This is a genomic window from Cryptosporangium sp. NPDC051539, from assembly GCF_044454545.1.
Taxonomy (GTDB): Bacteria; Actinomycetota; Actinomycetes; order Mycobacteriales; family Cryptosporangiaceae; genus Cryptosporangium.
In genome coordinates, this window is sequence record NZ_JBITDV010000005.1 from 37,850 (window position 1) to 55,562 (window position 17,713).

The window sequence follows — 17,713 nt, forward strand, 5'->3', positions numbered from 1 at the left end:
TTCCCTTATCCTGTCGGCGAAGGTGGAGACGACTCCGCTCGATACTCAGCACTTCTCTGATCACCTGCTTCACAGTCTCGTCCTGATCCGCATAGATCTCCGCCACGGCTTCCCGCTCTGTTTTGACGTCAGTCAACGATTTCGTCCTCACATGTCCATTAGTCCATAGGCGGTCCGAATCGGACGCATCGTTGCAAGCGCTTCGCCCGAATTGCGTGCGCATGAGGCGAATTCCGAAAACCGCGCAATCTCGCGGCGCAACAGACGCCGCTCGAGCCCGATGTCAATCTCTCCAGTGGGCACGGCGATGAAGTCGACTATTTCAGCGACCTCCTTGCCCTCCGCCTTCCTGAGAATTCGGCCCCGCCTTTGAATGAACTGACGAGGATTCGAACTGCTGCCAAGCATGTAGGCCACGCGAGCGTCGGGTATGTCAACACCTTCGTCGAGGCAGCGCATTGAAACCAGCGCTCGAAGGTCGGCAGACCGGAAACGCTCGAGGATCCTCTGTCTTTCCGGTCGACTTTCAGTTGAGGTATACGGGTGACATGGAATGTTGAGATCTCGGCCGAGTAGTCGCATAACCTGGTCGGCTTGTCGCTCATCGCCACTATCGGCTTGCGGAGCAACACCCTCTGCGCAGTAGACCAACTGCCAGCTCGAGTCTCGTCGCTTCTCGACCTCGGCTGCGAGCGACGGCAACTTGCCCCGCGTATGAGAAAGTAGCTGAGCCCGCCGGAGCAAGAGCATTGCTAGTTCCGAGTTTTCCGAATCAGGGTCAGAATCCTCGGCCCCCAATAGCCGGCCTATCCGCTGACTCAAGGCCGCGTATAGGCGACTCTCGTCGGCGTTGAGCTCTACAGGCACCGGCCTATAGTCGTACTCGCAAAGTGCACCGATACTGATTGCTTTCTGAAGACCAAGAGTGATTAGCGTGGGACCAAAGTAGTTACGCAGCGCCTCCGTTCCGATGGGATCGAACCAACGCTCCGGTGTTGCAGACAAAGCTAGCCGGTGTGGCGCAGCTGAAGGAAGTGAGCTTAGCGCGGAAGCTGCTCCTAGATTATGCGCCTCATCGGCTACGAACACGAAAGGGCTTTGATATTGCTGAAGGACCTGTTGAAAGGCCGGTTTGCCCAGGGTAACGTTCGTAGTGATCATCATTGCAAAGCCGTTAGTTCGGGCCGCTAGGCCGGACGTCAACGCGTGGGCGCTGTCGATCCACGTTTTGGCATCGTCGTAACAACACAACGGCCGAACGCCAAATGACCGTGCTTCTCTCGCCCATTGATCGACGAGGTGCAGCTGCGGAGCGACGACCACAGCGAGCAAGGGCCGGTCCTGCTTATCATAAATCTCTGCCAGTTTGGTGATTGCTGAAAGTGCAGTGATGGTTTTCCCAGTTCCGGTCGCCATTTCGAAGATCCCACGCCCGTTAGCTGCGAACCACGCGCGAATGGCTTCCCGCTGATACTCCCGTAGCTTAAGACGTTGAGCGATTTGAGGAAGGCGGAAAGATCCCCCAGCGGCACCTATGATTATCCCGCTATCTGGGGTCGGATAGGAGTCCTCTGTGCTAGCGCTCGCCTTTCGCGCTAATTCCAGCAGCCGCTCTTTACCCAGTTCAAAAAACTCGAAAACCTCCAGCTTTGGTGTCTGACCTTTCCAAATTTGATCAAAGTTTCGAGCGAGCCGTTTCACACGGCCGGAATCAGCCGTATTCCAGCTACGGAACACTTCAACAGACTCAAAATTGTCTATGAATGCGCTTGCGGTTTCGTTTGATGACCCATTAAATGCGATTTGGTCGCCAGACTGATCGGTAAAGATTCCAATCTTCTCGTGATACAGCGCTAGCCTGTCCCCTCGCCGTACAACCGCGATGCGAATGTCAAGCACACCTTGACCAATGAGCTTCCCCAAAAGGCCCAGTCGTTGCAGCAGTATGGGTGATTCCTCAACGCCAGCATCAATTTCTCGCATTAGCGCGCGGTCGATAATTGTGCGGTACTCGTATCCGAGCTCTATCTGCTCGATGTCATCTTCGGTGAGTTTAGGGCTAGCGACTAGGCGGATACGCCCATCGTTTCGTATCAGCCTTTCAACGCCACTTGATGCCAACGCAAGGCTCGTGCTCGTGAAGTACCCGACTGCTCTGTCGTACCGTGCAGCGGCGCTCATGCAGGGTTCGAAGAAGTCCGCCACGATGTCATCGGTGTCACTTCGGTAGTGGTCGGCAATTCCACTCTCCCGCAACGTGGCGATCAACGCTTCTCCCATTTCGATCCGCTGCTGCCCACGGCCTTGTGATGCAGCGTACGGGATGGAACCACGCGTCTGGGTCGGAGATTGGTCCATCTGGCGGCACTGAGGGCGGCTCCAAAGACATGGTGTGCTACGCCGAGGATGTGCTCTCCTAGCTGGTGGATGCAATGATGCCGATGTCTCACGCCGCCCGTCGACCGCATCAGAAGAGCCGTTGCTGATCGGCCCGCCAGCGGGAGCCCTCGCACGACCTCGCGCGATCAGACACACGCAACGGGCTGAGCTTCGCCCAGTTGCAGCGTCAACTCCCGTCAGATCAGACGCTTGTTCGACGCACTTGTGCTGCCATCATGATGCCGAGCTCCGCCGAAGGCTTCCTCTTGCCTATCGCTCCGATGAGCGGGCGGGGCAATCCACGGTGGATGGTGGTCTCCACGACACGCAGGGCCGTCACCGCTGTCGCAGCGATGGCGATGCGATGGGCCTTGCGAACTCGGAAGAACGGTTCGGGCGCCGAGGACATACGTCCAATGAAAGATGTCAGTAAAGTGTCAGCCAACCGACAGTCACACGCTGCGAGTAGCCTCAAACTGCCTGATCAGAGAGCTGGTGAGGGGACTTGAACCCCTAACCGCCCGATTACAAGTCGGGTGCGCTACCAATTGCGCCACACCAGCAATGCCACTGATCGTAACCGGTCACCGCGACCCCCTACTGGTGCGTCTGACCCCCCACCGCGAACCTCGTCAGGTCCGTCCAGTCGAACGCGCCGATCAGCAGCGGCTCGGGCGGCACCTGGTCGACCACCGCGCCCTCGAACTCGGGCCTCCAGCCACCGACCGTGGCGATGACTCCCGACTCCAGGTAGCTGGCCACGTCCAGGTTGAACCAGCGCCTCGACGTCGGCCGCCGGCCGGATCCGGCCGGCCGGGGGGCGTCCAGACCCAGGTAGCTCGCCTGCGTCCGCAGCATTCCGGACGCCTCCAGCTCCTCCAGGTCGCAGACCTGCGCCCGGATCACCCTCGACCACGCGGAGAAGCCGTCCAACAGGTCGAGATCCAGATCTTCGCGGGCCCAGTACCGCTCGTACGGCGGCGCCGGCGTCTCCAGGGCCGCCCGTACCCACTCCACCAGCGCCGAGGGCTCCAGCGCCTTCTCGTCGGCGTGGTCGTAGCCGGTCGACCACCAGGCCCGGAGGAACTCGCCCAGTGGTCTCCGCGCGGAGGACCCCACTTGGGACATCGCAAGGTACAGGTCGCTGTTGGTCCGCACCGGCTGCTGCACTCGTCAATCCAACTAGACCCGAGGGTCCCTCCAACAGGGACCGTTTCGATCTTTAACAAAAATGTGTCAGCGTGGGCCGGCCGTCGTCTCGCGGATGCGCAGCTCGGTCGGGATCGTCGCGCGCTGCGTCGGCACTTCGTCGCGGTCGTCGCGGCTCAGCAGACGCCAGGCCGCACGGCCCTTCTCGGCGTGCGACTGGTGCACGGTGGTCAGACCATGAGCACCCGCGTCGGGGATGTCGTCGAACCCGGTCACCGACAGGTCCGACGGCACGTCCCGCCCGATGGCGCGGGCCGCCTGAATGGTGCCCAGCGCCAGTACGTCGGTCGTGCAGGCGACCGCGGTCAGGTCCGGGTACGCGTCCAGCATCTCCTTGGCCGCACCGGCCGCGGAGTCGAGCGTGTTCTCCCAGCACTCCCAGACCGGAACTTCGTCACGGTCGAGCTGCAGGCCGTCGAACAACCCGTCCAGGCGCAGCCGGACGACGTCGTACGGCGAGGACTGCTGACGTTCCGGGGTCACCTGGCCGCCGGGGCCGCGCTCGTAGCTGATCCGGCTGCAGATGATGCCGATCTTGCGGTGGCCGAGCTCGGCCAGGTGCGCGCCCGCTTTCGCGGCCGCGGCCCGGTCGTCGATGCCGACGTAGTCCGCGCCGACGGCGTTCAGCGGCTCGTCGACGATGACGGTCGGCACCGGGCGGGCCAGCGCGGCGTCCAGGTGCGGGTCGCCGTTCGGGAGCGAGTAGACGATGAACCCGTCGACGGCGGCGGCCGCGGCCAACGCCGGATCGGTTCCGGCACCCGGAACCGCGGGAACCAGAAGCAGCCCCGTTTTTGCGTCTTCGCACTCGCGGGCGAGGCCCTCGAGGAACTCGACGGCGGCCGGGTCGCGGAAGGCGTACGACAGCGCTTCGGTCAGCAGCAGGCCGATCGCGCCGGCCCGGCGGGTGCGCAGCGAGCGCGCCAACGGGTCGGGGCCGGGGTAGCCGAGGCGCTTCGCGGCCTCGAGTACGCGCTGCCGCAGCTGTGGGGACAGCTGGTCCGGACGGTTGTAGGCGTTGGAGACGGTGGTGCGGGACACGCCGAGTTCCGCCGCCAGCGACGCAAGGGTGGCGGTCCGACGGGGCGGACGCTGAGCCATGGGCGGACCCTAACCGATCCAGCGCCCTGCGCATACCCGCCGGTAACCGACGGCCTTTGTGATGTACGTCATCGGCGCGCATCTCGTTCCGGTTTGAAACGATTCATACCTATAATGGTAACCTAATGTTATTACCCAATCACTATTAGTAGAACCCACTCTTTTCCCGATCGGCAACATCGTCGACACGCTGGAGATATGTTGAGTGAACGGGAGGCAGCGGACTCGTCCGCACCGTCCTCACCACTCGGATCGTCCGGCACGTTCCTGCCGGTGGAAAGGACTGCACGATGGCTACTGTCACGTACCAGGGGGCGAGCCGTATTTACCCCGGCTCCACCAAGCCCGCTGTCGACAAGCTCGACCTCGAAATCCAGGACGGCGAGTTCCTCGTTCTGGTCGGCCCGTCCGGCTGTGGCAAGTCGACCTCTCTCCGCATGCTCGCGGGCCTGGAAGACGTCAACGAGGGCGCCATCCTGATCAACGACAAGGATGTCTCGAACCTCCCCCCGAAGGCGCGCGACATCGCGATGGTCTTCCAGAACTACGCGCTCTACCCGCACATGACCGTCGCCGAGAACATGGGCTTCGCGCTGAAGCTCAAGAAGACGCCGAAGTCGGAGATCGCCGACAAGGTGCGCGACGCCGCGAAGCTGCTCGACCTCGAGGACTACCTGGAGCGCAAGCCGAAGGCCCTCTCCGGTGGTCAGCGTCAGCGGGTCGCGATGGGCCGGGCGATCGTCCGCGAGCCCCAGGTCTTCCTGATGGACGAGCCGCTCTCGAACCTGGACGCGAAGCTGCGCGTGCAGACCCGTTCGCAGATCGCCGCTCTGCAGAAGCGGCTCGGCATCACCACCGTCTACGTGACCCACGACCAGGTCGAGGCCATGACGATGGGCCACCGGGTCGCGGTGCTCAAGGACGGCCTGCTGCAGCAGTGCGACACCCCGCGCTCGCTGTACGACCGCCCGGGTAACGCGTTCGTCGCAGGCTTCATCGGTTCCCCGGCCATGAACCTCAAGACGGTCCCGCTGACCGACGAGGGTGCGCAGCTCGGCCCGATCGTCGTGCCGCTCACCCGCGAGCAGGTCAAGGCCGCCGGCGAGGGTGGCGCCAAGAACGTCACGGTCGGCTTCCGGCCGGAAGCGATCGAGCTGGTCTCCGACGGCACCGGGCTGCCGGTCGCGGTCGACCTGGTCGAGGAGCTCGGCTCGGACGCCTACGTGTACGGCCACGCCGAGATCGGTGGCGACGACACCCGGATCGTGACGCGCACCGACGGTCGCAAGATCCCGGTGATCGGCGACACGGTGCACCTGCAGATCAACAAGGACGCCGTGCACGTCTTCCACGCGGAGACCGGCAGCCGCCTCGACTGAGGTCAGCCTCGACTGAGCACCGTAAGGTAGAGAGACCTGCGCGAAAGCGCAGGTCTTTCTACGTTTCGGGGGTAGCGGCTTGGCCGGCAGCATCATCAGAGAGCTGCTACGCATCGTGCCCATCGCGGTGATCGTGCTGGCGCTGGCAGCCGTCGGCTGGCGGCCGATCGTCCGCAAACTCGGCACCCACCCGATCGTCGCGGCCGGGCTCCTGCTGAGCCTGGCCGGCATCGCGATCGTCACGCTCACACCGGCTCCGGCGCCGTTCGCCAACCCCTGGCAGGGCTGGGGCTGCATCCGCGCGGGCTGGCAGCCCGACTGGCTGCCGTGGCCGTTCACCGGCTCGATCAACGGGCGCAGCCTGAACGTATGGATGTTCGTACCGCTCGGCGTCTTCACCGCGCTCACGGGAAAGCGTAAAAGCACGCCGCTCACGCTGACCGCGTTCGGCGTGCTGATCCCGATCGGCATCGAAGCGGCTCAGCGGGTACTCCCGCTGAACCGCTTCTGCGACACCCGGGACGTCGCCGACAACGTCTACGGGCTGCTGATCGGCGTCGCGCTCGGCCTACTCGTGCGAAGCCTGGCGCCGCTGCCGCGCTACGTCCGCCAGTAGCACCGCGGCCGCCACCGACGCGTTCAGCGACTCGGTGTCGCTGGTCATCGGGATCGAGACCAGCTGATCGCAGGCCTCCCCCACCAGGCGCGAGAGCCCGCGGCCCTCCGACCCGACCACGATCACGACCGGGTCGGTGCCCACGTCGAGCCCGTCCGAAGTCACGTCGCCGTCGGCGTCCAGACCGAGAACGGTGAAGCCCTGCTCCTGCAGCGAGCGCAGCGTCCGGGTGAGGTTGGTGACGCGCGCGACCGGCAACCGGGCCGCCGCACCAGCGGACGTCCGCCAGGCCGTGGCGGTCATCCCGGCCGCGCGGCGCTCCGGAAGGATCACTCCCGACGCTCCGAACGCCGCCGCCGAACGCACGACCGCGCCCAGGTTGCGCGGGTCGGTGACGCCGTCGAGGGCTACCAGCAGCGGCACGCCCGAAGCCGACGCGACCACGTCGGGCAGCGAAGCGTAGGCGTACGGCGGCACTTTCAGGCCGATGCCCTGGTGCAGCACCCCGCCGGTCATCCGGTCGAGCTCGGTGCGGCTGACCTCGAGGATCGACAGCCCGCGGTCGCCCGCGGTCTGCACCGCCTCGTTGATCCGCTCGTCGACGTCGACGCCGAGCGCGATGAACAACGCGCTCGCCGGGATCTCGGCGCGCAGCGCCTCGACCACCGGGTTACGGCCTACCAGCAGCTCAGCGCCCTCGCGGGTGCCCTGGGCGCGCCGACCGGCCGTGGTGCGCGGACGGTCTCCGCCGGACGAGGAGGCCTTGCGGGCGGCCTTCGCCTTCCGGGCCGCCACGTGCTTGAAGCGGTCGGTGGCCTTCGGCGTCGGCCCCTTGCCTTCCAGCCCCTTGCGCCGCTGACCGCCCGATCCGACCACCGCGCCTTTCTTGGTGCCGGCCTTGCGGCGGTTCGGACGCGGGCTATTGCCGGGCATGCTGCAACCTTGGGTCTAAAGGGTCCAGCGTGGACCCGCTGGAGTGTCTTCCACCACGATACCGGCGTCCTTGAGCTGGTCTCGGATGCTGTCCGCGGCTCCGTAGTCCTTCCGCGCGCGCGCGGCCTGCCGCTGCTCCAGCGCGACGCCCACCAGCGAGTCGACCACACCGCGCAGATCGTCGGCCGCGCCGTTGACCTCCCGGTCGAGCGGATCCAGGCCGAAGACCTCCAGCCCGCCACGGACCTCGGCCAACGCCTGCGTGGCCGCCGCGTCGTCGCCGTCGGCCAGCGCCGAGTTCCCGACCCTCACCGCCTCGTGCACGGACGCGATGCCCGCGGGCGTCCCGAGGTCGTCGTCGAGCGCGGCGGTGAAGGCCGCGGACAGGGAACGCTCCCCGGCGCCGACCCGCTCGACCGCCCGCTGGACGAAGTTCTCGATCCGCCGGTAGCCCTGGGCCGCCTCGAGCAGCGATTCCTCGCTGTAGTCGATCGTCGAGCGGTAGTGCGGGGTCGCCAGGTAGTAGCGAACTTCGACCGGGCGAACCAACTGCGTGACCTGCGCGAGGTCGATCACGTTGCCGAGCGATTTGCTCATCTTCTCGGGGCCGAGATTGAGCAGCGCGTGGTGCACCCAGTAGTTCGCGAACCCGAACCCGGCCGCCTTGGACTGCGCGATCTCGTTCTCGTGGTGCGGGAACACCAGGTCGAGGCCACCGCCGTGGATGTCGAAAGCCTCGCCGAGGTACCGGCCGGCCATCGCCGAGCACTCCAGGTGCCAGCCCGGGCGGCCCGGCCCCCAGGGTGTCGGCCAGGACGCGGTCTCGGGCTCGTCGGGCTTGCGGCCTTTCCAGAGCGCGAAGTCGCGGGCGTCGCGCTTGCAGTGATCGTCAGCACCGTCGCCCTGCATGTGGTCGAGCCGCTGCCCGCTCAGCGCGCCGTAGGCGGCGTACGAGAGCACGTCGAAGTAGACGTCTCCCTCGGCCGCGTACGCGTAGCTGCGGTCGATCAGCAGCTTCATCAGCTCGATCATCTCGGGCACGTGGCCGGTGGCCCGCGGTGAAATCGTCGGCGGCAAGCAGCCGAGCGTCGCGTAGGCGGCCGCGAACGCGCGCTCGTTCTCGTAGGCGAGCGCCCACCACGCGGTGTCGGTGCCGGCCGACTTGTTCAGGATCTTGTCGTCGATGTCGGTGACGTTCTGGACGAATGTGACCGTGTAACCCGATCGGGTCAGCCAGCGGCGCAGGACGTCGTAGTTGACGGCCGAGCGCAGGTGCCCGATGTGCGGGGGTGACTGGACCGTCGGCCCACACAGGTAGATCCCGACGTGTCCCGGCGTGAGCGGAACGAAGTCGCGGGTCGACCTGCTGGCAGTGTCATGGAGACGGAGCGTCACGCCGCAGGATTCTACGCGGACGGCGCACCCGTGAATCTCCGCCGACCATTACCCGACAGCTGCAACCTGCCCGGCGTCCGGCTACCTCTTACAGGCGTGGCTGACGACGACGAGTACCACTCGTGGGTCCGTTCCGCGCTACCGGCGTTGCGACGGCTCGCGTACGTGCTCTGCCAGGACGGGCACCGTGCCGATGACCTCGTGCAGAACGCGCTGGTCACGCTGTACCTGAGCTGGGACCGCGTCCGGGTGAACCGCGACGCCTACGCCCGGACGGTGCTGGTCCGGGTGTTCCTGGGAGAGAGACGCGCCGGTTGGGCGCGGCGGGTCGTACTGGTCGACCACGTGCCCGAGGTTGCGGTGGGCGCTCCGGAGGCGGCGGACGGGGTCGCGCTGCGCGCCGCACTCGCGGCCCTGCCTCCGAAACAGCGCGCGGCACTGGTGCTCCGTTACTACGCCGACCTTTCGGTGGACGAGACGGCAGCAGCGCTCGGCTGCCCGCCGAACACGGTCAAGAGTCACACCGCCCGCGGCCTGGCGGCGTTACGCCGCGCCCTGCCCGAGGAGGTCGTTCAGCGATGAACCAGAACCTGCTCCGCGAGGTGATGAGTTCCCTCGCCGCCGAAACTCCGCTTTCCTCCGAGGTCGACTCCTACCGTGCGGTCGAGACCGCACTCCGCTGGCGGCGGCTGCAGCGGCGGCTGGTGCTGGCCGGCGCGGCGGCCCTGGTGGCGCTCGTGATGACGGCGAGCGTGGTGCTGGCGGCCTTGGTCACCGATAACCATCCGGCGCCGGTGACCACCCCGAGCCCGGCGGCACCCCTGCCGCCCGCACCGACCGCGTTCGACCCGCAACGGACGCGACTGGAACCCGGCTGGCTGCCGATCGCCTTCGACGGCTGGAGCCAGCGCCTGGAAGCCACCGGTGTCCGCTACACGACGTCGACGGTAGGTTCCGCCAAACCGCAGCAGATCGTCGTCTACCTGGCCTCCCGTGGCGCAGCGGTGCCGGACCTCAACACGGCGGGCAAGCGCGTCGGCCGGGAAACGGGGCCCGAGATCAACGGCGCCGCGTCGACGTGGCTCCCGCGGGAGACCAGTGCCGGCGTGCGGACCCTGGACGGCGAGCTGCAGTTCCACTGGGCCGCGGATGGTCTGGCCACGGTCGACGTCCGGGGCATCACGAACGCGCGCGAGGCCGCGGTCAAGGTTGCCGAGACGTTCCGCGTGCGGCTCGGGGTACCCCCTGGGCTGCCGTTCACGACGACCTGGCCGAAGGTGCCGCTCACCCGTCTGGAGATTTCGTACGGCGACAGCTCCCGGGCGTTCCCCGGTGCCCCCCACGTCACCTCGTCGTTCAACTTCATGTTCCTGGCGCAGGAGGGTGTCGGGCCGGGCTACGACATCCGGGTCGACACCGGCACGCTGCGGTCGCCGACGACGACGCGGATCGGCCCGTACGGCGTCGCCGTGGACCGCAGCTACGGCCAGTACCGCTACGCGTTCCAAGCCGATCCCGACACGGTCGTCGTCTTCGATGGCCGGCCGATCCGCAACGCCAAGGAAAACAGCGGGCCGGCGATCGGACTGGTCGAGAGAGCGATCGCGAACTTCCGGATGACCGGGAAACTCCTGGATCCCTCGACCTGGAAGCCCTGACACGACGCCGGGCCGGTTCGGTGATCCCGAACCGGCCCGGCCTTATCGACGCAGTGACTCTGTGGCGTGATCTGAGTCTTCGAGCGATCACCTCCTTCGGTCAGGCGAGTGGACGCATGGGTGGCGGAAGGTGCCTGCGTTCGGGCGGGCGGGTCGAGCCGGCCGGGCAGGACGCCTTCCGGTGGGAAACCGGCCGCTTGGCCGCCGGTCGGCGGTAGCCGGTGAGTCGTCGGGGGATGCCGTACTGACGGGCGCACATGGCGGTCAGCTCCAGGCGGTCGGGTAGCCGATTGCGTTGAGCGACGTCACCGAGGTGCCGTCGGCCTTCGACTTCATCACGTGCGGCGTGGTCTCGGTCTGCTGCGCCCAGGACGCGTACGCGATCGCGGAACCGGTCGGCGCCCACACCGTGTCCTGCTCGCTGACGTTCTTCGTGCTGGTGAGCTGCTTGAGCCTGCTGCCGTCGGCCTTCATCGTCCAGAGGTCGTAGGTGTCGCCCTGCTGCATGGCCTTGGCGCTGGTGTAGCTGAAGACGATCGTGCTGCCGTCCGGGCTCCAGGCCGGGCTGTTCTTGTCGCCGCCGGAGCTGGTCAGCGCGGTCTCGTTCGAGCCGTCGGCCCGCATCTCGACGATCTCGAGCTGGTAGGGCTCGCCGCTGCGCTCGTCGATCTGACCGCGGGTCACCGCGAGTCGGTTGCTGTCCGGGGCCCAGCTGATGCCCGCGCCGTAGTAGAAGCCGTCCTTGCTGACCTTGCGGGCGTTGGTGCCGTCGGCGTTCATGACCCAGATCGCGCCCTGGGTCTGGAACGCGATCCGCTTGCCGCTCGGGGAGAGCTCGGGGCCGAACGCCTCGGTGTCGAGGTGCGTCAGCTGGCGACGGTCGTTGCCGTCGGCGCTCATGCTCCAGATCTGCGCGCCGAAGCCCTTCGAGCCCTGGTCGGAGTAGACGATCTTGCGGCCGTCCTTCGAGTACGAGCCGTACTTGCGCTCGTAGGCGTCGCCGGCCAGCAGCGTCTGCTTGCCCGCGGACGAGAGCTGGTCCATGTCGGCGCCGTTGTCGACGAGCATCCGGCCGTCGGGCTTGGCGGTCCAGGTCGAGCCGGCCGGGTGGGTGTCCGGCTCGGCCGCGTGGGCCGAGGCGGCGAGCGCCGGGCTAGTGAGCGCCAGCGCGGCTCCGACGAAAGCCGTTCCGACCGTGGTCGTGGCCTTGAGCGCTGTCGTGATCATCCGCCGCATCGTGTTACTCCCCCGTTGTCCCCGCACCCTTCGCGCTACTTGTCGGCGCCCCCCGCGCTCCCTTGCAGGTTTTCTCCCGGTAATTCTGTGGTATAGGGCGAAATCACCGCAAAGCGTCGGGGGTGTCGACGTCGTCGGGGCGGCCGGTGTCGTCGCAGGGAACCAGCGTGATCAGGGATTTGTTGGCGGCCAGGAACGCGCGGGCACCGACGTCACCCACGGCGGTTTCCCGGACCGCGGGCCAGTGCTCGGCGGCGATCAGGACCGGGTGACCACGGGTGCCGCCGTACGTGGCCGCGGCCACCGTCGCGCCCGCGCGGAACGCCGTGATCAGCCGCCGGACGGCGTCCGCCCCGAGGTAGGGGGTGTCGACCGGGACGAGGACCGCCGCACCGCCGGAGGCGGCACCGAGACCGACCCGCACCGACGAGCCCATCCCTTCGTCCCAACCGGGGTTGTCGACGACGGTCGCACCCGCGACGGTCAGCGGCGCGGCCCCGGACACCACCAGCACCGGGTCGCACCCGCCGTCGCGCAGCAGGCTGACGGCCCGGTCGACCAGGCGTGAGCCGTCGTACTCGACCAGGGCCTTCGGCCGCCCGAAGCGGCGACCGGCCCCGGCCGCGAGCACGATTCCGACCACCTCAGCCAAGATCGACGATCGCGGCGACCGGGCCGCCGCCGTCCGGGCCCTGGTGGGCGGCGGACACCGAGACGAAGACCGCGGGGTCGCCGGTCACCGCGGCGGTGACGCCGCCGACCGTCGCCTTGATCTGGCGGTGCCAGTGCACGTCGGAGTCGTCGAGCATCGCGTTGCGGCGGCCGCGCACGACGCCGTCCTGCGAGACCTCGCACTTGAGGAACACGTTCACGAGTTTGCCGTCGAGGTCGCTCGGGTGCGGGCGTTCCGGGAGCTCCAGGCCCGCCGACCGGATCGCGGCCCAGATGCCGTCCGCGTCGAGCGCGTCGTTCATGACGCCGTGCCCGATCCGGTACCGGCCGCCGACGCCCCTGGCGTTGCCCACGACGACGACCTGCGCCTGGTCCAGCTCGACGCCGGACGAGCAGGACGCCACCGACGAGTAGAGCGAACGGTCGTGCATGACGTCGGCGTCGGTCGGCATCTCGATCTCGCCCAGCGCGACCGCGATGCCGAGGGCGGTCGTGCCGTTGGAGAGGTCCATCGACTCGTGGGTGTGCTCGGTCCAGACGGTCTTGCCGCGGCTCTTGGCGTCGCGGATCGTGTGGATCGTCAGCAGTGGGGTCTTGGTCTGGACGTAGTGCACGTCGGCGACGTCGGTGATGCCGGCACGCTCCATCGCGACCTTGACCGCGGCGGCGACCTTCTCGACCATCGCGACCCGGCCGATGTCTTCCGGGAGCAGCACCTCGCTCATCGCGAAGCCGACCGTGAGCCGCGGCTCGTCGGTCTTGACCTCGCTCCCGGCCGGGATCGTCGCGAAGATCGTGGCGTGCGGCGAGAGGACGCCGTCGGTGCCGCCCGACCAGACGATCGGGATCTGCTTGACGTCCTCGGCGCTGCGGGTGCCTTTCTCGACCAGCACCTCGCGGAACGCCCGGTCGGCGATGATGCGGGTGTAGTCGTTGACGCCGCCGTTGCCCTCGGTCTTGCCGATCACCGCGACCACGCGGTCGGCGTCGAGGACCTTGTCGTCGATGAGCTGCGCGAGGCCCGACGCGTCGCTGACGCTGAGGATCGGGACCTTGCGTACTTCGATGGCCTCGGGCACTAGAGGATCCTTTTCGAGTTTCGGATGAGCGGGTGGGGGTGTCAGGACCGGACCTGGTTCGTGACGGTGGTGCCGACGGCGCCGTTGACGGCGTCCGCGATGGAGTCGAGCGAGGTGATCACCGAGCGGCCACCGTTCTCGGCGAACCGGCAGGCCGCCTCGACCTTGGGGCCCATGGAGCCGGAGGCGAAATGGCCCTCGGAGGCGAACTCGCGGAGCTCGGCGACCCCGATCTCACCGAGCGGGCGCGCCTGCGGCGTGCCCCAGCCGATCACCGCGGCCTCGACGTCGGTGGCGATGACCATCGTGTCGGCGTTCAGCGTGTGCGCGAGCAGGGCCGCGCCGAGGTCCTTGTCGATGACCGCCTCGACGCCCCGCAGCCGTCCGTCGGCCTCGCGGACGACCGGGATGCCACCGCCGCCGTTGCAGATCACGGCGTACCCGGCCCGCAGCAGGGTCTCGATCGCCGGAGCATCGAGGACCGCCCGCGGTTCGGGCGAGGCGACGACCCGGCGCCAGCCGCGGTCGCCGCGATCTTCCCAGCGCTGGCCGTGCTGGATCATCAGCGCGGCCTCGGCGCTGCTCAGGTAGCGGCCGATCGGCTTGGTGGGGTTCATGAAGCCGGGGTCGTGGGCGTCGACGAGGGCCCGGGTGACCAGAGCCGTCGCCCGGACCTCGGGGAGCCTCTCGGTGAGCGCGTTCAGCAGGACGAAGCCGACAGTGCCCTGGGTCTGGGCGCCGCACCAGTCGAGCGGTACGGGTGGCACGACGTGGGCGGCCATCTCGTTCTTCACCAGGAGGTTGCCGACCTGGGGACCGTTGCCGTGGGTCAGCACCACCTCGGCGCCGCTCGCGATCACGGCCGCGATCGGCCCGGCGGCGCGGCGAATGGCCGCGATCTGGTCCTCCGGACGGGCTCGGCCGTCGGGAGAGGTCATCGCGTTGCCGCCCAGTGCGATCACGACCCGCATCCCGCGAGCGTAGAAACGATCAGGCCCACGAACATGGGCAACACTCGCCCAACGCGAGAGTATTTTCGCCCCACTCTCGCCGAGGCTCGGCGTCAGCCTCCGATTCGGCGGTAGCGGTCGGCCCGGGAGTGCAGGCGCTTGTCGGGTTCCTCGTCCAGCAGGCCGACCAGCTCGTGCTCGATCACCCGGCCCAGACGGGCCAGGAACGCCTCCGGCTCGTCGGCCGCGTCCGGACGTTCGGCGACGATCCGGTCGACGATCCCGTTCGCCAGCAGATCCCTCGACCGGACGCCCTGCGCGGCGGCCATCTCCGGCGCCCGTTCGGTGGTCCGGTGGACGATCGCCGACGCACCCTCGGGCGGCAGCGGCGACAGCCAGGCGTGCTCGGCCGCGATCACCCGGTCGGCGGGCAGCAGGGCCAGCGCCCCACCACCGGTGCCCTCTCCCAGCAGCACGCACAGCGTGGGCGTCGGTAGCTCGATCAGATCGGCCAGGCAGCGGGCGATCTCCCCGGCCAGCCCACCCTCTTCGGCCTCCCGCGACAGCGCCGCACCCGGGGTGTCGATCACCGTGACCAGCGGGAGCCGGAGCTCCTGGGCCAGCCGCATGCCGCGGCGGGCCGTGCGCAGCGCGCCGGGATCGAGCGGGCTCTGGGCGGTCTGCCCGCGCCGGTCCTGCCCGAGTACCACCGCCGGCGCGGCACCGAAGCGGGCCAGCGCCAGCCGCATCCCCGACCCGATCTCGCCCTGCTGGGTGCCGTGCAGCGGAATCACCGGCTGCGCCGCGTGCCGCAGCAGCCGCCGGACGCCCGGCCGGTCGACCCGCCGGGAGCGCGTGACGGACTCCCACGCCGGTACGTCGTCCAACTCCTCGTACGGGACGTCCGAGGGCCGCGGCAGCCCGTGCCGGGGCGTGCAGAGGATCTCCAGCGTCCGCGCGGCCAGGTCGGTGACCTGCTCCGGCGGCAGGACGGCGTCCACCAGGCCGTGGGTGAACAGGTTCTCGCCGGTCTGCACACCGGCCGGGAACTCGCGGCCGTTGAGCAGCTCGTAGACGCGCGGGCCGAGGAACCCGATCAGCGCCTCGGGCTCGGCGACCGTCACGTGGCCGAGCGAGCCCCAGGACGCGAACACGCCGCCGGTCGTCGGGTGCCGCAGGTAGACCAGGTAGGGCAGGCCGGCCGCCTTGTGCGCGGCCACCGCCCTGGTCATGTTCGCCATCTGCAGGAACGCGACCGTGCCCTCCTGCATCCGCGTTCCGCCGGACGTCGGGGCCGCGATCAGCGGCAACTCCTCCCGCGTCGCCCGTTCGACCGCGGCGGCCACCCGCCGGGCGGTGGCGACGCCGATCGAGCCGGCCAGGAACCGGAACTCTCCGACCACGGCCGCCACCCGGCGACCCCGGATCCGCCCCGCGCCGGTGAGCACGGCCTCGTCGACGCCGGTCGTCTTCCGGGCCTCCGCGAGCGCGGCCAGGTACGCCGGGTCGGCGCCGGCCGGGTCGGTGACCGGCGTGTCCCACGACTCCCAGCTGTCCTGGTCCAGCGCGCTGCGGATCAGTTCCCGGGCGGAAAGACGGCGTCGGCTCACGGCTCCTCCTCGGCGTCGGAGAGAACCTCATCCTGCACCGAAGTCCTTACCGGAATCGGTTCAGCAGGGCGGAAGTCACATGCCGTCGTCCCCGTCCAGGCGACGGCTGGCTTCTTCGGCCTCTTCTCGCGTCGCGTACCGCGGCTCGGCCAGGTCGTAGAGGAGCTCGTCCTCCTCGTCGCTGACCAACAGCTCTTCCAGGTCGACGCCCGGGCCGACGACGTCGTCGGGCTCGAGCGGCGCCGCGGTGTGGTGGACGGTCATGAAGCCGCTGCCGGGATCGAGCTCGGGCACGTCGAGCGCCGGGAACGTGGAGCCGGAGACGTGGAACAGCTCGTAGATCGCCTCGCCCACGCCCGCGACCGGCTCGGCGCCGTGCGGGTCGCCGTCCCAGGAGCGCACCCGGGCCAGCTGGCCGGCCCGGATCAACGCCTCCGGGTCGGAGACCAGGTAGTCGTACCGGGCCCGGACCGTGACGGCCATCGGCGGCGTCGCTCCGTGCTCGATCTCGGGCTCGTGGTCGTGGTCGTGCTCGTCGTCCTCATCGAAGTCGTCCTCGTCCAGGTCGGCGAAGACAGGACCCCAGCCGGACGTCCCGAAGATGACCTCTTCGTACCGGCGAGCCGAGGTGCGGAGCCCCTCGATCGCCCCCAGCGCGTCCCGGACCGGAGCGTCCGAGTCGACCATGACCGCGGCATGTCGCCGGATGGATTCGGCCAGCACCTCGGCGGCCGCGGCGACATCCTCGTTGGAGAAGGCGTTCGACATGGCGCAGACTTTATTGGGGGGTTGCCCCAGCGACTAATGGCGCGCCGTCAGGCCCGTCCGAGCGTGAGTTTTCCGAAGCCGCCGACCGACAGGTCGTAACGGTCCGCCGCACCCTCCCAGCCGGCCGGCGTCCAGACGCGACCGGCCGGAACGCCGGTGGTCTCCACCCCGTCGACGGTGACCGTCCCACCGCCGCTGCGGCAGGTCAGCCGGGTGGGGACGCTCGGCGGCAGATAGATCGTCGCGGTGCCGACGCCGGAGAGCGCAGCCGTGGACTCACCGGTCGGCGACGGCAACCAGACGTCGGCCCGCGAGATTCCGGCCGGCACGTCCAGGCTCACCACTCGCGCACCGCGCAGATCGGCGGTGATCCCCGACGCACCGCCGGAAAACGTCAACGACCAGCGCACCCGGTTGCTGAGCGTCAGTTCGAACTCGGTGCCGGTCGCCGCCAGCGTGACGTCGTCGCCGATCACGGTCGTGGACGGCGACCCGTCGCCGCGCCGGACGGCGGCGCGCAGGAGTTCGTCGCCGGTGTCCGCCACCTTCACCCGCACCTGCTCGGCGGACAGTCTCACCTCGAGCGACGCCGCGCTCCGGCCGTTGAGCGGCACCGACACCGACTGCAGGTGCCGGAACGAGCCGTCCGCGGGAGCGCAGGCGGCGAGTAACAAGACCAGCAGCCCGAGCGCGAGCCTCCTCCACATGCTGCCGAGCATGCCCGTCAA

At 68.4% G+C, this 17,713-nt stretch carries 16 protein-coding genes and 1 tRNA gene; 4 read left to right on the forward strand and 13 right to left on the reverse strand.

Features of this window, described 5'->3' with window-relative positions; translation table 11 throughout:
• Positions 1-147: 147 nt before the first annotated feature.
• The 4 genes from ACIBZJ_RS16690 to ACIBZJ_RS16705 all read right to left on the reverse strand — a co-directional run bounded on the left by ACIBZJ_RS16690 (position 148) and on the right by ACIBZJ_RS16705 (position 4,689).
• A complete protein-coding gene (locus ACIBZJ_RS16690) occupies positions 148-2,358 on the reverse strand; it encodes a DEAD/DEAH box helicase family protein (protein WP_395930317.1) in 2,211 nt (736 codons plus the stop codon).
• Positions 2,359-2,869: 511 nt separating this feature from the next.
• Positions 2,870-2,942: transfer RNA gene (locus ACIBZJ_RS16695), tRNA-Thr, on the reverse strand.
• A gap of 34 nt (positions 2,943-2,976) precedes the next feature.
• Positions 2,977-3,549, reverse strand: coding sequence for a hypothetical protein (locus ACIBZJ_RS16700; RefSeq protein WP_395930319.1), 573 nt, complete (start codon positions 3,547-3,549; stop codon positions 2,977-2,979).
• A gap of 66 nt (positions 3,550-3,615) precedes the next feature.
• Complete coding sequence (locus ACIBZJ_RS16705) at positions 3,616-4,689, reverse strand: LacI family DNA-binding transcriptional regulator (protein ID WP_395930321.1); 1,074 nt, start codon at positions 4,687-4,689, stop codon at positions 3,616-3,618.
• A gap of 290 nt (positions 4,690-4,979) precedes the next feature.
• Between ACIBZJ_RS16705 and ACIBZJ_RS16710 the strand changes: the two genes are divergently transcribed.
• Positions 4,980-6,068 carry an ABC transporter ATP-binding protein gene (locus tag ACIBZJ_RS16710; RefSeq protein WP_395930323.1) on the forward strand — a complete coding sequence of 363 codons (1,089 nt, stop codon included), beginning with the start codon at positions 4,980-4,982 and terminating at the stop codon, positions 6,066-6,068.
• A gap of 115 nt (positions 6,069-6,183) precedes the next feature.
• Positions 6,184-6,684, forward strand: a complete 501-nt coding sequence (locus tag ACIBZJ_RS16715) for a VanZ family protein (RefSeq protein WP_395930325.1) — start codon at positions 6,184-6,186, stop codon at positions 6,682-6,684.
• Here the strand turns inward: ACIBZJ_RS16715 and rlmB are convergent.
• Positions 6,637-7,617, reverse strand: a complete 981-nt coding sequence (gene rlmB / locus ACIBZJ_RS16720) for a 23S rRNA (guanosine(2251)-2'-O)-methyltransferase RlmB (RefSeq protein WP_395930327.1) — start codon at positions 7,615-7,617, stop codon at positions 6,637-6,639. The genes ACIBZJ_RS16715 and rlmB overlap by 48 nt on opposite strands.
• A gap of 15 nt (positions 7,618-7,632) precedes the next feature.
• The gene (gene cysS / locus ACIBZJ_RS16725; RefSeq protein WP_395930329.1) at positions 7,633-9,012 is read right to left on the reverse strand and encodes a cysteine--tRNA ligase; all 1,380 of its coding nucleotides are present in this window, start codon (positions 9,010-9,012) and stop codon (positions 7,633-7,635) included.
• Positions 9,013-9,108: 96 nt separating this feature from the next.
• On the opposite strand from cysS, the gene ACIBZJ_RS16730 reads away from it, so the two are divergent.
• Positions 9,109-9,594, forward strand: a complete 486-nt coding sequence (locus ACIBZJ_RS16730; protein WP_395930331.1) for a SigE family RNA polymerase sigma factor — start codon at positions 9,109-9,111, stop codon at positions 9,592-9,594.
• Complete coding sequence (locus ACIBZJ_RS16735) at positions 9,591-10,670, forward strand: hypothetical protein (RefSeq protein ID WP_395930333.1); 1,080 nt, start codon at positions 9,591-9,593, stop codon at positions 10,668-10,670. Before ACIBZJ_RS16730 ends, ACIBZJ_RS16735 begins: the two co-directional genes overlap by 4 nt.
• Positions 10,671-10,934: 264 nt before the next feature.
• On the opposite strand, the gene ACIBZJ_RS16740 is transcribed toward ACIBZJ_RS16735, so the two are convergent.
• The 7 genes from ACIBZJ_RS16740 to ACIBZJ_RS16770 form a co-directional block, all read right to left on the reverse strand.
• Complete coding sequence (locus tag ACIBZJ_RS16740) at positions 10,935-11,897, reverse strand: TolB family protein (protein WP_395930335.1); 963 nt, start codon at positions 11,895-11,897, stop codon at positions 10,935-10,937.
• A gap of 112 nt (positions 11,898-12,009) precedes the next feature.
• Positions 12,010-12,549: an NTP transferase domain-containing protein gene (locus ACIBZJ_RS16745; RefSeq protein ID WP_395931222.1), complete on the reverse strand. Its 540-nt coding sequence runs from the start codon at positions 12,547-12,549 to the stop codon at positions 12,010-12,012.
• A gap of 1 nt (position 12,550) precedes the next feature.
• Positions 12,551-13,657: a ring-opening amidohydrolase gene (locus ACIBZJ_RS16750; RefSeq protein ID WP_395930337.1), complete on the reverse strand. Its 1,107-nt coding sequence runs from the start codon at positions 13,655-13,657 to the stop codon at positions 12,551-12,553.
• 41 nt (positions 13,658-13,698) lie between these two features.
• Positions 13,699-14,628: a carbamate kinase gene (locus tag ACIBZJ_RS16755; protein ID WP_395930339.1), complete on the reverse strand. Its 930-nt coding sequence runs from the start codon at positions 14,626-14,628 to the stop codon at positions 13,699-13,701.
• A gap of 92 nt (positions 14,629-14,720) precedes the next feature.
• Positions 14,721-16,217, reverse strand: a complete 1,497-nt coding sequence (locus ACIBZJ_RS16760; protein ID WP_395930341.1) for a carboxyl transferase domain-containing protein — start codon at positions 16,215-16,217, stop codon at positions 14,721-14,723.
• 75 nt (positions 16,218-16,292) lie between these two features.
• Entirely contained in the window at positions 16,293-16,985 is a 693-nt protein-coding gene (locus ACIBZJ_RS16765; RefSeq protein WP_395930343.1) for a hypothetical protein, read from the reverse strand.
• A gap of 47 nt (positions 16,986-17,032) precedes the next feature.
• The gene (locus ACIBZJ_RS16770) at positions 17,033-17,692 is read right to left on the reverse strand and encodes a hypothetical protein (RefSeq protein ID WP_395930345.1); all 660 of its coding nucleotides are present in this window, start codon (positions 17,690-17,692) and stop codon (positions 17,033-17,035) included.
• Between the last annotated feature and the right edge of the window lie 21 nt (positions 17,693-17,713).

Excerpts from the sequence above, each read along its gene's own strand:
- ACIBZJ_RS16690 (WP_395930317.1), bottom strand. The coding sequence starts at position 2,358 with ATGGACCAATCTCCGACCCAGACGCGTGGTTCCATCCCGTACGCTGCA.
- ACIBZJ_RS16705 (WP_395930321.1), bottom strand. The coding sequence starts at position 4,689 with ATGGCTCAGCGTCCGCCCCGTCGGACCGCCACCCTTGCGTCGCTGGCG.
- ACIBZJ_RS16710 (WP_395930323.1), top strand. The coding sequence starts at position 4,980 with ATGGCTACTGTCACGTACCAGGGGGCGAGCCGTATTTACCCCGGCTCC.
- rlmB (WP_395930327.1), bottom strand. The coding sequence starts at position 7,617 with ATGCCCGGCAATAGCCCGCGTCCGAACCGCCGCAAGGCCGGCACCAAG.
- ACIBZJ_RS16735 (WP_395930333.1), top strand. The coding sequence starts at position 9,591 with ATGAACCAGAACCTGCTCCGCGAGGTGATGAGTTCCCTCGCCGCCGAA.
- ACIBZJ_RS16740 (WP_395930335.1), bottom strand. The coding sequence starts at position 11,897 with ATGATCACGACAGCGCTCAAGGCCACGACCACGGTCGGAACGGCTTTC.
- ACIBZJ_RS16755 (WP_395930339.1), bottom strand. The coding sequence starts at position 14,628 with ATGCGGGTCGTGATCGCACTGGGCGGCAACGCGATGACCTCTCCCGAC.
- ACIBZJ_RS16765 (WP_395930343.1), bottom strand. The coding sequence starts at position 16,985 with ATGTCGAACGCCTTCTCCAACGAGGATGTCGCCGCGGCCGCCGAGGTG.
- ACIBZJ_RS16770 (WP_395930345.1), bottom strand. The coding sequence starts at position 17,692 with ATGTGGAGGAGGCTCGCGCTCGGGCTGCTGGTCTTGTTACTCGCCGCC.